We start from the raw sequence: 13,835 nt of genomic DNA, 5'->3' as shown, positions 1-13,835 counted from the left end.
GATCTGCAAATCCCTATTTGGATATAGATTTTCAGTCACAGTAAATTCTCAAGATTCAAATTGGATTACTATATTACAACATAAAGTGTATTCCGTTTACCTGATTTCTGCCTATATCTATAGAGTATTGATCATAAGATAAATTTCTGGAAATTGCGGCGATAAAGTTGAGACAAAAATGACCATAATCTTTTTTAAAGTCTCTGAATCTAGAGAAAGCACAAAATTTCAGCTTTTTACACCAGCTTGATAAATTACTGCCAAAATACAGTTACCAATTTTGCTGAATTTACACGTTTGGGATCATCTCGGTCAAGAAATACCTGTCATCCGTTGTGCATGATGGCGAAAATTACAGTTACACTACGGAAAGAGAAGTTAAACAATATGGTGGAAATAATTACAAGTTAAGATTCTCATGCCTTTTGGGCATGATTAAGTGTAAAACTGAGTGTTAACAGACAGAAGTTGACTATGAGTAAAATTCGGATTGCGCTAATTGAAGATCATGATCTCACCCGTGTGGGTATTCGGACAGCACTAATGCAAAAGGAAGAGATCGAAGTTGTAGGGGAAGCTGGCAATGCGGCTGAGGGACTAAAAATGTTAAAAAAACTACAACCAGATATTGCCATTGTCGATATTGGTTTACCAGATAAGGATGGCATTGAGCTAACAAAAGAGTTAAAAGCTGTTGCTGAAGGTGGAGAGTTAGACACAAAAGTGTTAATTTTGACCCTACGGGATAATAAAGAGGCAGTATTGGCAGCTTTTGCGGCTGGAGCAGACTCCTACTGCATGAAGGATATCAAGTTCGATAATTTACTCGAAGCAGTGCGAGTAACTTACAATGGTAATGCTTGGATTGATCCAGCGATCGCTCGCATAGTATTACAACAAGCACAACAAAGTCCACAGAGACTGACATCCATATCCTCAGATACCAAAATTTCCGCCAATTCTTTAGAATCATCAGAAACTCAGCAGCCTATTGAAGCTTACTCTCTTACAGAAAGGGAATTAGAAGTATTACAATTAATAGTCGAAGGCTGTAGCAATGCGATCATTGCGGAGAGACTTTATATCACAATTGGAACAGTAAAAACACACGTCCGCAATATTCTTAACAAGCTATGTGCTGATGACCGTACCCAAGCAGCAGTACGTGCCTTGCGTTCTGGAATCGTGGGCTAATGATGCAAGAAGGCAGTCTTGGTGGAGGAAGGATAGCTTGTTGGATAAGATGACTGAGAAAGATCAAGAAAAACTCAAGCTCATGGTGGTAGATGACGAGCCAGATAATTTGGACTTACTCTACCGCACTTTTTGGCGAAATTTTAAAGTATATAAAGCAAATAATGCCCATGATGCTTTGGCAATCTTAGATCAAGTAGGAGAGATGGCTGTGATTATCTCCGATCAAAGAATGCCAGATATGAACGGCACGGAATTGTTCAGTCGCACCGTCGAACGCTTTCCCGATACAATTCGGATTTTGTTGACCGGTTTTACTGATGTCGAAGATTTAGTCGATGCAATTAATTCTGGTCAAGTATTTAAATACATCACTAAACCTTGGAAGCCTGAACAACTAAAAGCATTAGTCGAACAAGGCTGTGATACATATAAATTAGTAAAAAAGCGGACAAAAGAGCTACGTCATGCCCTACGACGAGAATCTTTATTTAATGCCGTCACCACAGCAATTCGGCAATCCTTTGACTATGATAGTATCTTACAAAAAATTGTCTGTACTATTGGCAAAACCTTTGCAGCTACTAGTTGTGTACTCAGACTAGTAGAGGATGATCGCCTGACACAAAACCAGTTTTCCTATCAAGATTCCAAAGACCCAAATTTCACTCTACCCTTCAACCCTATCCCCCTAATTGAAGAAGTTCTCCAAACTCAACACTATCAAATAATTCAAGATATACATCATGACAATCCTTATCACTGCTTAGTTGTCCCATTTACCTACCAACAGCACTTACTAGCTGTGATGACTCTCTATCAATGGGGCAGTGAGCATCCTTGGCCAGAGGAAGACATTCAACTCCTTACAGGTGTAGCAGAACAAGCTGCTTTAGCTCTCTCCCAAGCCAAACTCTACCAAAGCCTACAAGAAAAACAACAGCAAATCCACCTGGAATTAGAAGTTGCTCGCCAAATTCAAAATAATCTGCTCCGTCAAACTTTACCTGATCTGACGGTCTCAAGGTACAAGCCTGCTGTTACCCAGCCAGGGAAGTAGGAGGAGATTTTTTTGAAGTGTTCGTTCATCCTAAAGGTGAATTGTGGTTAGCAGTCGGTGATGTTTCCGGTAAAGGTGTTCCAGCGGCTCTGTTTATGGCTAGTGCTATTTCTTTATTACGTCGGGAATTATCCCAAGAATCACCAGCCGAGCCGAATGTTGTCATGCAGAATCTTAACTATGCTTTATCTGATGACTTAATCAGTAACAATTACTTTATTACCCTTGTCATTGCATCTTACACCCCGGCTACTCAGGAACTTGTTTATGCTAACGCTGGGCATATTTATCCACTATTGTGGTCACAGTCAGAAAATTTGGCGACTCAACCAAATTACCTCAAAATCCGCAGTGTCCCCTTGGGTATCCTACCAAAGTGGCAATCACAGTCTGAGCGATTGAAACTTACTTCTGGAGACACATTACTGTTAGCTAGTGATGGTATTACAGAAGCTAAGGTATCAATAAATTCAAGCCAATCCAAAAATACTGATGGTAGTAGTCGATCTATTCAGCCTACCATGCTAAATCAGGAAGGTCTTTGGCAACTGATCCAAGAGCAACCTCAATCACTGTCTCTCAAACATTTAATCGCTCGTATTCAAGCAGATAACCATGTGCAAGAAGATGACCAAACAATCCTCTCTCTGGAGGTTATGTAAGTAATGAAAAGTGAGCTTCAAGTACCAAGTGACTTGATTTTTGTAAATATCGTTGAAGCTTGGTTGCTAGGATGCTTAAAAATCCAGCTTGGAGAATCTGTGGATTGGTCAGCACAATCCAGTCGTTTACGCTTGGCGTTGGTGGAAGCATATACTAACGCTGTACGTCATGCTCACAAAGATCAGCCTAATTTGCCAATTTTGTTGCGTTTGGAACTAAATGATCACAAATTGTTGCTGGAAATTTGGGATTATGGCCAAGGCTTTGATATGTCTACCTATTTTCCCCCTAATCCGACGGAAAAAAAAGAAGGCGGTTATGGGTGGCTGATTATGAATCGTCTCATGGACAAGGTAGAGTATCGGTTGCAGATTAATGGTGCTAACTGTCTCAAGCTAGAAGCTATTCTGCCCAAAAATTGAAGCAATGAGTTAAGAAATATTAATTAAGCTATAACTTTTGCTAAATTTATTTGATTTATTAGTTGTTTTTATCAAATACTGTAATGTAAGGCTGCTTTTCCCAGCCTGTAGTCTCTTTTGGGTACTAAAAACCCTGAAGTTGATACCAAATTTACTAATTTCACTTTTATGAAACCTTTATTTTGCTTGTCGCCTCGCTATCGTCTTGATGATGAATCACCCTGGCTAGAAGGTATTGACCCCAGTCGTCATTATTGGATAGCAGTTAATGGAGAGAAGAAGGTGACTTTGGCTCTTCCTGGGTTAATAGTTTCTTCTTTTGATGAGTTCAAAGAGGTGATCCGCAAATTCCGCTCTCTACAACCTGGGGAAATAATGAGTTTAGCTAGAATCTCCAGCCGTTGTATGATTCGTTGTATAACGCCTAACTGCTATGCTCTAGAAGCGAGAGTGAATGATGCTCCTGTATGGCATCTTTTTGATCAAGAAACTTTAGATAGCTTGTTAATGACAGCGCACCCAGATTGGCAATGTTCTCCCTCAGATATTGAGTTAGGTAGAAGATTGTTACTGCGTTCTTTAGAAAGAAGTGTAGCTAATCAAAGTCAGATTAGATGAAAGTCTGAAAAATAATTTTTTTGTTAATTCTCTGGTGGACGCAAAGCAATTAACTCTTGCCTAGAGGCTAAAAGTTTGATTCTGGCATCGACAATGTGTTTTTGGTGATTAAGGATAAATAGCCAGAGAGCATTAACACTACACCAAGAAGTTTGTGCTTTTCCTGTGACTTGGATTTGGATTTGATTAGTTACCAAATTCTCAGTAATTCCTTGATAGGGTTCGGCTTTAATGTTTTGCGCTTCTTGATGCAGGTAGGTAGCGATCGCATCTCTTCCCACAATAGCAGACTCCAATGGTGGGTGCATCACACCATCTTCCGCAAATAACCCAGCAGTCGCTGTAAAGTCCCCAGCGTTTAAAGTTGTAAAATAAAGCAAAATAGTTGGTTCTGTAATTCCCGAAATCTGAATTTCTCTTATAAATTCACTAGCTGTCATAAATTTATCTCATTTGGTGATTAGTGATTGGTAAGTTGTTATAAATCACTATCTAAAAAAAGTTGTCCCAAGAAATTAATTACCTGGGAACAACAATAAAAAACATTGAGGTTGAAGAGATATCGAAAACTGATTATCTTCAGATGACTAAATTCGTAATATTAGTCAGCTAAAGGATCAACACCCATGTCAGAAACCACTTTCCGCAGCACTGTAATTTGTTGACCAAAATCCAAATCTTTGAGTGTTTCTAAAACTTGTGCGCCATCACGAGATAGCTGATAACCTGCTGGTACAGGAATAACAGAGCCTTTCGCCATTAATTCTGATAACTCGTACCAGAAAGCCAACTTTGTGTTCACACTGAAAATGCCGTAAGCACGAGATACTTGAGTATTTGCTTGAGCAGCCAAGTCCCGCATTACTTGTAACTGCTCTGGATAAGACATTTGCTTAATTTGACTCAAAAGACCCTCTGCCATTTGTAACCGTGCTGCACCTGTAGCTGCTGGGGTAATGGAGCGACCCATTTCTGTGTAGGCATACCATAGTACAGCTAGTTGTTCATCCACGCTGAGGGCTTTAAAGACAGCAGTAGTTGAAGCGACAGCATCACCAGCTTGGGTGTTGTAGTTGAAAGCCTGAGAGAGGCGGGTTGAAGCTGAATCAGAAGTGAATGTCATATTTTCTTCACCACAGTCTATTAACTAAGTATTCGTCATGAACTGCGTACACCGATAATGCATGAAAAATGGATTTGGTATTTTTTACTCGGCACTTTTTCAAGTCATTTTGTTAATCGGTGGGAGGTTTGCATCACTCTGGGTTGCTTGACCTCTTGCTAACTATTCTGCATTATTTCTTAACAATTTGACAACAATGTTTACAAATAGTATGGATAGTAAGATCAAATGAATATATGCACAAAATAGTGTATAATCACCATGCAACCAACTGGCAAAATTTCTAATCAGAAAAATGAATCAGCCTCCACTCACCAGCAGCATGGTAAAAGAGAAAGCCAGGGAGTTGGGTTTTCATAAAGTTGGGATTGCATCTGTAGATGGTTTAGATGCCGTAGTGACGCAACGGTTACAAACATGGGTGGAATTAGGTTATCACGCTGATATGCAATGGATGGCTAATCCTAAACGTGAGGATATTCGTTTAGTAATGCCAGAAGTGCGATCGCTTGTTTGTGTGGCGCTAAATTATTACACACCAGACCAACGTCCAGAAGGTGAAGAATACGCAAAAATTTCCCGTTATGGCTGGGGAAGGGACTATCATAAAATTCTGCACAAAAAACTCAAACAACTAGCTACTGGACTAGAATCATGGAGTGAAGGTGTAAAAGCCAGATATTACGCAGATACAGGCCCAGTGCAAGATAAAGTTTGGGCGCAAAAAGCGGGTATTGGTTGGATTGCCAAGAATGGTAATGTGATCACACGAGACTATGGGTCTTGGGTTTTTTTGGGAGAAATATTAACGAATCTAGAACTAGAGAGCGATCGCCCAGCTACAGAACATTGTGGAACTTGTACCCGTTGTTTACAGGCTTGTCCTACCGGGGCAATTACCGAGCCATTTGTAGTAGATGCCAATCGTTGTATCGCCTATCATACCATTGAAAACCGAGCAGATCACCTGCCAGAAACACTGACACCTCACTTACATGGCTGGGTTGCCGGTTGCGATATTTGTCAAGATGTATGTCCTTGGAATCAGCGTTTTGCTCAGGAAACAGATGTAACAGATTTTCAACCTTATCCTGGGAATTTAGCACCCAAGCTGGTAGAATTAGCGCAAATCTCAGAAGAGGAGTGGGATAAACAATTTCCAGCATCAGCCTTACGACGGATTAAACCAGAAATGTTACGACGGAATGCTCGTGCTAATCTTGACGCATCTAGGCTAAAGAATGACCCAGAAAGTAATAATATTTGACTTTGATGGAACGATTGCGGATACAGTAGATGCTCTTGTAACTATTGCCAATCGTTTAGCTTTAGAGTTTGGTTATATACAAATTACCCCCGATGAACTAGCTCTACTGAGAAATTTAACTTCTAGAGAAATTATTAGCTACTCAGGTATTTCCGTATTCAAAATTCCTTTTCTGCTCAAAAAAGTCAAAGGAGAATTAAAAACCAAAATCAAAGAATTTCATCCTATACCCGGAATTCCAGAAGCCTTAATAGAACTCAAAAAAGAAGGATATCAACTTGGAGTTATTACGTCTAATTCTCAAGAAAATGTAACTGAGTTTCTCAAATATAATGATTTAGATTATTTGTTTGAATTTATCCATTCAGGAGTAACAATTTTTGGAAAAACCACAATAATTAATAATGTTTTAAGACAGAGGCAAATTAAAACACAATCAGTTATTTACGTCGGTGATGAAACTAGAGATATCGAAGCTTCAAAAAAAGCGAATATCAAAGTGATTGCAGTCACCTGGGGGTTTAATTCAGCGGAAGCACTAGCTAAAGAACATCCAAATTTTTTAATTGATCATCCCAGTGAATTGTTAGAAGTCATCAAAAATAATTCGTAATACTAATAACTCAACCTCATAAAGATTGAGCATTAGCAATAAATAAGTTTTTGATGTTAATGGAATTACTTTCTAGGGGCTTCACCTTTTTTCAAAGCCTGTTGTATTAAATCATCGCTAACAGTAGTAACTGCCTCAGTCCTAGAAGCACCTATTTCCTTAGCCATTTCCACATAATCATCAGGATTACCTGTTGGCTGTGCTTCAGTTTTTGTTTCTTCTGATTCAGAAACTTCATATTTAGGCGCAGTGGCAGTTTCAGCAGCAATTTTCCCTTCACCTGTGCGGTCAATTTCACTGACACTGAATTGCTGTGCAGCTGCATAATCAGCTTCAAAATTTACCTTTGGTGCTTTTTCTTCACCGCTAGCTATTTGTTCAGCAGCTAATTGTGCATCATGAGTGGGAGCTTGATTGGGATTAGGCTGCACTTTATCAGACATAAATTAAACCTTAATTAATATTTGCATTATCTGGAACCATGTTATTGAAATAATCTAATAAAATCTTGTTACCTAAGAGAGATCATACTCTGTACAAAAAGGTAGATAAAACTAAATTAGCTGATTCCTAAATACCCTACTTTTGGAAGTAGAGCATAATTACACAAATTTGATAATCCTATAAGTCTTAACCGTTAAATTATGTTGGGGATCAATTATGACTGCAAGTTACAATAAAACTATTTCTCATCAAGCTCAGAGCCAGACAACTCAAAATTTAGTGGAACAGTTTAATGCCTTAGATACCGATGCCAAATTAGCTTGGCTATATTTTGTTTATGAAAAAATGGGTGAAACCATTACTCCAGCTGCTCCCTCAGCCGCAGAACCAGAATTAGCTCCAATGTTGGTAGGAGACTATTTAGAGTTATCAGATGAAGAACAACTAGAAATTATGCGGGATATAGTTAACTGTAACGATACAAGCTATTCTCGTGCTTATGGAGCATTAAAAGAAAATAACCAATTGTTCGTTTGGTATGTTTGGGCAGAAGCTATGGAAGATACAGTAGTGGGAATGCCAGACAATTATCAGTCAGATGAGACAATTCATGATTTACTTGCTCAAATTGAAGAAATAGAGTTTGAAGCGCAAATTTCTGTTTTGCGGACAATTGCCGGACAGATGGGTTATAGCGATGTCAAGCCGATTGCGACGCAAGCAGAAACAGGCAAAACAGCAAGCTTGTAAATAAACCGAAATTCAGGATTTTGAGTTAGCAGTTAACAAGTTGTCAGTTAATTTAACTCCACTCAGGTGAGGTAAGAATGTATTACTTCATCAAGATGGTGCTGAGTAAAAAATTAGAAGCAATTTGTACTCAGCACTTTTGAAACTTGGATATATTGGTTGCATTACTCATTCTGTAATATTGCCTCGTAGAGCTTTAATTTCACCACGCTTAGTTTTGGTGTCAATGCGTTTATTTTTAGCGCTACGTGAGGGTTTTGTCGGCTTGCGTTTTGGGGCGATGACAGTGACGCTTTTGATTAAAGTTTGGAGGCGTTTGAGTGCGTCTTCTTTATTCTGTTCTTGGGTACGATGTTGCTGGGCTTTGATGATGATGATTCCATCTTTGGTGATGCGCTGATCTCCTAAATTGAGTAACCGTTCTTTGTAAAGTGGTGATAGGGAGGACGCATTAACGTCAAAGCGCAGATGAATCGCTGTAGCTACTTTATTGACATTTTGACCACCTGCACCTTGAGAACGAATTGCACTGATGCTGATTTCGCTAAGAGGGATTGTGGTTTTGTTGGTGATTTGGAGCATGGTCTTGTTTAAAGATGGTTTAGGAGAATTTTTGGGCTTCTTCACAATCCCCTTGTTTTTAGACCGGGGAGTGTCAACGATTTAGAGACGACATGAAGATAACTGTAAAATATAGTATCAGTAGCGCAGGTGCAAGATAGATTTTCTCATTCCCCTCAATAGTCAATCCAGAGATGAGGCGAAAAGTAAGCTGATATCTATAATCCGCCTGGGAAAAAATTTGATAGACTAAGCTTCAACATAATTTTATTTGAGTCTAATTTAAGAATAAACTATGTATAAATCGCCTCTAAAATTTTCAGTATTGGGTTTACCAGTTCATGTAATGAACAATTATCCCAACTGGTTGCTAGAATGCCTAGAACAAGGCAGAGGGACTCATGTGGTAACGCTCAATGCAGAAATGACTATGCAGGCAGAGCGGGATTCATCCCTAGCAGGGGTAATTCAAAACGCTGATCTAGTTATTCCAGATGGAGCCGGAGTTGTTCTCTATTTACAGTGTTTCTTAAGGCAAGAAGTACAACGCTGTCCAGGAATTGAATTATCAGAAAACCTGTTACAAGAACTAGGTCAGCTAGAAACAGCCCCTAAGGTGTTTTTCTATGGAGGAGCGCCAGGGGTAGCGGCCACAGCAGCAGAATTTTGGCAGCAGCAAGTTCCAGGTTTGAATATAGCAGGGACTCATTCTGGCTATCATTCACCAGAAGAAGAAGAAATATTACAACAAACCTTAACTCAATTAGAACCACAAGTTATCTTTGTTGGTTTGGGAGTACCACGTCAAGAATTATGGATTGCTAAAAACCGTCATTGGTGTCCCCAAGCAATTTGGATAGGAGTGGGTGGTAGTTTTGATATCTGGTCAGGAACAAAAACTCGCGCTCCCCGTTGGTTGGCAAATAACAACTTAGAATGGCTGTACCGATTGTATCAAGAGCCTTGGCGTTGGCGACGAATGTTGGCTTTGCCTGAGTTTGCACTGAAAGCCTGTGTTTATCGCTTGACGGTCAGGAGTATCAATGGTGCTGAGTGTTAATTGGTGATTGGAGTAGAGCTAATTTTAGACAATTAGCTAAAACCGACAGAAGCCCCACGACTCATCCGAAGGGGAGCGTGGGATAAATGGCGGGTGAGTTGACGACAGTCCTTTGAGAAAATTTTCCCGTAGGGGAAACAGGGAAAAGGACATGGAGGAAACGAACAAGTCTTGTGTTATAGTGTTTTATAGCAAATTGATTTCAATCTAAGATGCTTAAGGTTGTCAAAGTCAGATTATATCCAGATACCCAACAGCAGCAGTCACTAGCACAAGCTTTTGGCTCTTGTCGTTGGCTTTGGAATTATTGTCTGAATTTGATGAACCAAACATACAAAGAAACTGGCAAGGGTTTGTCTGGATACGCGGTAAAAAAGATAATCCCGCAGTTAAAGAAAGAGTATGAATGGTTAACATCGACCTATTCACAATGTTTGCAGCAAGTCTGCTTAAATCTAGGAGTAGCATTTAACAATTTTTTTGAAAAACGAGCTAAATACCCTAGATTCAAATCAAAGCATGGCAAGCAGTCAATACAATATCCTCAAAACGTCAAGGTTGCTGATCATTATTTAAGTCTGCCTAAAATAGGTGACGTATCAGCCATAATTCATAGACCAATTGAGGGGAAAATCAAAACTGTAACCATATCTAAAAACTGTTCTAACCAATACTTTGCGGCTATTCTATTTGATGATGGTCAAGACAAGCCAGAATCAAACACAGATGGCAAGGCAATAGGTATTGATTTGGGGTTAATTCACTTCGCCGTTACCAGTGATGGCTCAAAATTTGAGAATCCTAGAATACTGAATAAACATGAGCAGAATTTAAAACTTAAACAGCAGCAATTATCTAGAAAGGAGAAAGGTTCTAATAACCGGATCAAAGCTAGAAAAAAAGTTGCTAGAGTTCATAGAAAAATAACTAACTGCCGTGAGGATTTTCTGCACAAGCTATCTCGTAGGATAGTTAACGAAAACCAAGTTATTGTGGTCGAAAATCTCAATGTTAAAGGCATGATGCAAAATCATTGTTTTGCGAAGTCTATCCATCAAGTTGGATGGGGAATGTTTTGCACCATGCTGAAATACAAGGCAGAAATGGAAGGGAAAATATATCAGGAAGTTGATAGATTCTTCCCCAGTTCAAAAACCTGTCATGTGTGCCTTAATCAAGTTGGTAGTTTGCCACTAGATGTAAGATTCTGGACTTGTAAAACCTGCCATATAAAGCATGATCGGGATGTGAACGCAGCTATTAACCTCAGAGATGAGGGACTACGGATTTTGACCTCTGGAACGGGGGATAAAGCCTGTCGCCCAGATGTAAGTCGCAGTAATAGAGGACGCAAGAAATCTACTACTACGCTGTCTGTTGGACAGGAAGCCCACACTGTACCGTCAGGTCAGTGTGGGTAGTTCACTAATCCACCCTATCTCTATGAGGCTGATAACTGATAACTGTGTGAGGAAGAGTAAGGGATGTCAATATTAAGAACTCCAGAAAAAACGGATGCGTCTGTTGACAGGGAAGGTCAGGAGGGGCAATCGCAGGGTAGTCAAGCTGAGACAATGGTGGAATTGCGCTCTGTTTCCAAGACTTATACCAACGGCTATCATGCCCTGCTGGATGTGAGTATAAATATCAAAAAGGGGGAATTTTTGTTTGTTACAGGGCCTAGTGGTTCTGGTAAATCGACTTTTCTGAAATTGCTTTATGGTCAAGAATTACCTACGCAGGGAGAGGTAATCGTTGATGATTTGAATGTAGCAAACTTGCAGGGCGATCGCTTATCATTCTTCCGTCGTCGGATTGGAATTGTTTTTCAAGACTACAAATTAATTCCTCAGCGCACAGTTTCAGAGAATATAACTTTTGTGCTGCAAGCTCAAGGCTATACTCGTAAAGAAATTCAACGGCGTTTAGAACCTACTTTAAAATTAGTAGGTTTATTGTCTAAAGCTGATCGCTTTCCTGATCAACTTTCTGGGGGAGAACAGCAGCGAGTGAGTATTGCGCGAGCAATTATTGCTACCCCACCGCTATTGCTGGCAGATGAACCCACTGGAAACCTCGATCCTGATAATTCCTGGCAAGTTATCAAGATTCTTCAGAAGTTAAACACTTTTGGGGCAACAGTAATTGTGACTACCCACGATGAACAACTGGTCAGACGGTGTAATCATCCAGTGGTACAGGTCAAAAATGGCAGACTGTTTAGAAAGTAGTCGGGTGTTCGGAGTCAGGAGTCAGGAGTTCGGAGTCAGGAGTCAGGAGTCAGGAGTTCGGTGTTCGGTGTTCGGTGTTCGGTGTTCGGTGTCAGGAGTTCGGTGTTCGGAGTCAGGAGTTTAGGAGTCAGAAGGAAGAATCATCTAGAACCTGAGCAAGCCCTAATTATGAATTACCTCTTGTTTAACTTTTGCAGATACAGGTGCAAGAGGTTTAGCACTGCTAGATAGTAGAACTTGTAACCCATCCAAAGTTTGTAAACTATTCAAAGCTGCTTCTTGAATTTCTGGTTCTTCTTCTTTACTCAATAGAAGTCGTAAGCATTTGACAACATCTTGCTTGATAGAAGCTTCAACTTGTCTACGATTAATGAATTTAGTCAGTTGATTTATGGCAATTAGCCGTTTCAAGGCGTTAGGTTCTGTTAAGTTATTCAACAACTGATCAAGATATTCTTCTTCTTGATTGCCTTGAAGGCTGAAGATTTGCCACACTAACAAAATGAGAGTTAATAGTGTCCCCAAACCTTGAACAATCACACTAGCAGCTATCCAAGGACTTGGAGAATCAACCCATATTGCCGCAGCCATGTAAGTGATGACAGTAGCAATACCACCACTAGCGACTGCTAAAGCTAACCGACTGTTGGCAGTGTTTAAAAACCTGCGTATTTCTAACCAACTGATTTGCCAGTTCCATTTCGGTATTGAGTATACTAAACTCATGACTGCAATACCAGATACTATAGCCAATAGTAGTTTCCAGTTCCAAAACAGCATAGCAACGATGATTGTCAAGAACCCCAGTATGCTTCCAGGTTCAGAGAAACGTTTTAAATTTCGTTGCTTTTGGCTTCCTGTCTTGATTTCTGGAAGCTGATTTATGAATTGCCGCCAAAAAGACGAAGCCTGTGCCACAGTTTTTACCTTCTTGATTATAAAATTACTTAATTTGGGTAATTTACGTCCTAGACAAAACCCCTACAAGAATTATATTTGATTAATGTGTGCAAATCAGAAGTTTTCGCTTGTTACCTGATTAGGGGAATACAAAAAATAAATTATCCGAAATTTGTAGAGTGTGTAAGAACGATAGTTATTAATTTACCATTCTTCAGTCCAAGTATTGCCGTATTTTCTGATAGCGTTCCCAGGCAAGAGACATTTAAAAAATGAGTAGCCCCTCAGTCAGGTTGAAAAACAAAATCTAAATTCGTCCAGAGTGAAGTGACCATCAAAGGAGCAAAATTTAACTGTCTTGATATCGGTTGCTGTTACAGATAGCATAGTATTTGGGGGTATCTCCGAGCCGGAATTGATCAGATTAGCTGTGGGCAGAACTGATTTGGTGAGCAATTGATCATTCTGGTCGTATGCTTCAAGAACTAATCTTTGTGAGCTAGTAACTAAGGCACTAACCCAGTTTACAGGATTTAAGAAATTAACTTCTAAAAATCCGCTTTTGGGAGATCCCATTAAAACTTTCAAGCCTGATTGGCTGGGAAATGCTGGATTCGATGGATGTACGGCTAAGGAATTATGAAAGATGAGTCCATATTGCTTAAATTGATTATCTATTATTTCAAAAAAATTTAACTCATCCAAATCCAATCGCATACATTTAGGTAGAGTTACCTTTTCAGCATAGATATCTTCATCTTGCTCTCCTTCAGCTATATCCTGCCAAACTAAAGTTACAATTTCATTTTTTATACCGTATCGACTAGGTTGAAATTGTGTGTTTTCAATTATTTGTATTTGATCTGATTGAAAAGTAGATTGATTTAACATGACACCCCGCTTTAACATTGCCTAGAAATTAATCACGT

Annotated in this window: 16 protein-coding genes and 1 pseudogene; 11 read left to right on the top strand and 6 right to left on the bottom strand. The window is 39.5% G+C overall.

Features of this window, described 5'->3' with window-relative positions; genetic code table 11:
• Positions 1 to 474 precede the first annotated feature (474 nt).
• From AC012T_RS15980 to AC012T_RS15965, 4 genes and pseudogenes are all read left to right on the top strand, one after another.
• Positions 475 to 1,194 carry a response regulator gene (locus AC012T_RS15980; protein ID WP_487059777.1) on the top strand — a complete coding sequence of 240 codons (720 nt, stop codon included), beginning with the start codon at positions 475 to 477 and terminating at the stop codon, positions 1,192 to 1,194.
• A gap of 49 nt (positions 1,195 to 1,243) precedes the next feature.
• Positions 1,244 to 2,916 (top strand): annotated as a pseudogene (locus tag AC012T_RS15975) (SpoIIE family protein phosphatase).
• A 3-nt stretch (positions 2,917 to 2,919) separates the two neighbouring features.
• Positions 2,920 to 3,339 (top strand): ATP-binding protein, encoded by a 420-nt coding sequence (locus AC012T_RS15970; protein ID WP_487059776.1) that lies wholly within the window; start codon positions 2,920 to 2,922, stop codon positions 3,337 to 3,339.
• 168 nt (positions 3,340 to 3,507) lie between these two features.
• Positions 3,508 to 3,957 (top strand): hypothetical protein, encoded by a 450-nt coding sequence (locus AC012T_RS15965; protein ID WP_487059775.1) that lies wholly within the window; start codon positions 3,508 to 3,510, stop codon positions 3,955 to 3,957.
• 23 nt (positions 3,958 to 3,980) lie between these two features.
• On the opposite strand, the gene AC012T_RS15960 is transcribed toward AC012T_RS15965, so the two are convergent.
• Both AC012T_RS15960 and AC012T_RS15955 read right to left on the bottom strand, forming a co-directional pair.
• On the bottom strand, positions 3,981 to 4,397 hold the full coding sequence (locus tag AC012T_RS15960; protein WP_487059774.1) for a nuclear transport factor 2 family protein: 417 nt from the start codon (positions 4,395 to 4,397) through the stop codon (positions 3,981 to 3,983).
• A 161-nt stretch (positions 4,398 to 4,558) separates the two neighbouring features.
• Positions 4,559 to 5,080, bottom strand: coding sequence for an orange carotenoid protein N-terminal domain-containing protein (locus tag AC012T_RS15955; RefSeq protein WP_487059773.1), 522 nt, complete (start codon positions 5,078 to 5,080; stop codon positions 4,559 to 4,561).
• Between the two features lie 295 nt (positions 5,081 to 5,375).
• Between AC012T_RS15955 and queG the strand changes: the two genes are divergently transcribed.
• Together queG and AC012T_RS15945 are read left to right on the top strand one after the other, a co-directional pair.
• Positions 5,376 to 6,347 (top strand): tRNA epoxyqueuosine(34) reductase QueG, encoded by a 972-nt coding sequence (gene queG, locus AC012T_RS15950; RefSeq protein ID WP_487059772.1) that lies wholly within the window; start codon positions 5,376 to 5,378, stop codon positions 6,345 to 6,347.
• A complete protein-coding gene (locus AC012T_RS15945; protein ID WP_487059771.1) occupies positions 6,322 to 6,960 on the top strand; it encodes an HAD-IA family hydrolase in 639 nt (212 codons plus the stop codon). The genes queG and AC012T_RS15945 overlap by 26 nt, the downstream gene beginning before the upstream one ends.
• 65 nt (positions 6,961 to 7,025) lie before the next feature.
• On the opposite strand, the gene AC012T_RS15940 is transcribed toward AC012T_RS15945, so the two are convergent.
• A complete protein-coding gene (locus tag AC012T_RS15940; RefSeq protein ID WP_487059770.1) occupies positions 7,026 to 7,403 on the bottom strand; it encodes a hypothetical protein in 378 nt (125 codons plus the stop codon).
• 217 nt (positions 7,404 to 7,620) lie between these two features.
• Here AC012T_RS15940 and AC012T_RS15935 point away from each other — a divergent pair, with 217 nt between their 5' ends.
• Positions 7,621 to 8,154, top strand: a complete 534-nt coding sequence (locus AC012T_RS15935; protein ID WP_487059769.1) for an orange carotenoid protein N-terminal domain-containing protein — start codon at positions 7,621 to 7,623, stop codon at positions 8,152 to 8,154.
• A gap of 168 nt (positions 8,155 to 8,322) precedes the next feature.
• Here the strand turns inward: AC012T_RS15935 and arfB are convergent, their stop codons facing one another.
• A complete protein-coding gene (arfB, locus tag AC012T_RS15930) occupies positions 8,323 to 8,736 on the bottom strand; it encodes an alternative ribosome rescue aminoacyl-tRNA hydrolase ArfB (protein ID WP_487066624.1) in 414 nt (137 codons plus the stop codon).
• Between the two features lie 274 nt (positions 8,737 to 9,010).
• Between arfB and AC012T_RS15925 the strand changes: the two genes are divergently transcribed.
• The 4 genes from AC012T_RS15925 (at position 9,011) to AC012T_RS15910 (ending at position 12,130) form a co-directional block, all read left to right on the top strand.
• Positions 9,011 to 9,775 (top strand): WecB/TagA/CpsF family glycosyltransferase, encoded by a 765-nt coding sequence (locus AC012T_RS15925; RefSeq protein ID WP_487059768.1) that lies wholly within the window; start codon positions 9,011 to 9,013, stop codon positions 9,773 to 9,775.
• Between the two features lie 212 nt (positions 9,776 to 9,987).
• The gene (locus AC012T_RS15920) at positions 9,988 to 11,196 is read left to right on the top strand and encodes an RNA-guided endonuclease InsQ/TnpB family protein (protein ID WP_487059767.1); all 1,209 of its coding nucleotides are present in this window, start codon (positions 9,988 to 9,990) and stop codon (positions 11,194 to 11,196) included.
• Positions 11,197 to 11,259: 63 nt separating this feature from the next.
• Positions 11,260 to 12,006 carry a cell division ATP-binding protein FtsE gene (ftsE, locus tag AC012T_RS15915; protein WP_487059766.1) on the top strand — a complete coding sequence of 249 codons (747 nt, stop codon included), beginning with the start codon at positions 11,260 to 11,262 and terminating at the stop codon, positions 12,004 to 12,006.
• Complete coding sequence (locus tag AC012T_RS15910; protein WP_487059765.1) at positions 11,984 to 12,130, top strand: hypothetical protein; 147 nt, start codon at positions 11,984 to 11,986, stop codon at positions 12,128 to 12,130. The genes ftsE and AC012T_RS15910 overlap by 23 nt, the downstream gene beginning before the upstream one ends.
• A 38-nt stretch (positions 12,131 to 12,168) precedes the next feature.
• Here AC012T_RS15910 and AC012T_RS15905 read toward each other — a convergent pair whose 3' ends face one another.
• Positions 12,169 to 12,924 carry an armadillo-type fold-containing protein gene (locus AC012T_RS15905; RefSeq protein ID WP_487059764.1) on the bottom strand — a complete coding sequence of 252 codons (756 nt, stop codon included), beginning with the start codon at positions 12,922 to 12,924 and terminating at the stop codon, positions 12,169 to 12,171.
• Between the two features lie 270 nt (positions 12,925 to 13,194).
• Entirely contained in the window at positions 13,195 to 13,797 is a 603-nt protein-coding gene (locus AC012T_RS15900) for a hypothetical protein (RefSeq protein ID WP_487059763.1), read from the bottom strand.
• Positions 13,798 to 13,835 lie beyond the last annotated feature (38 nt).

This window comes from Anabaena sp. EIM26 (assembly GCF_057568715.1).
This window is presented reverse-complemented; position numbering and strand designations above follow the sequence as displayed.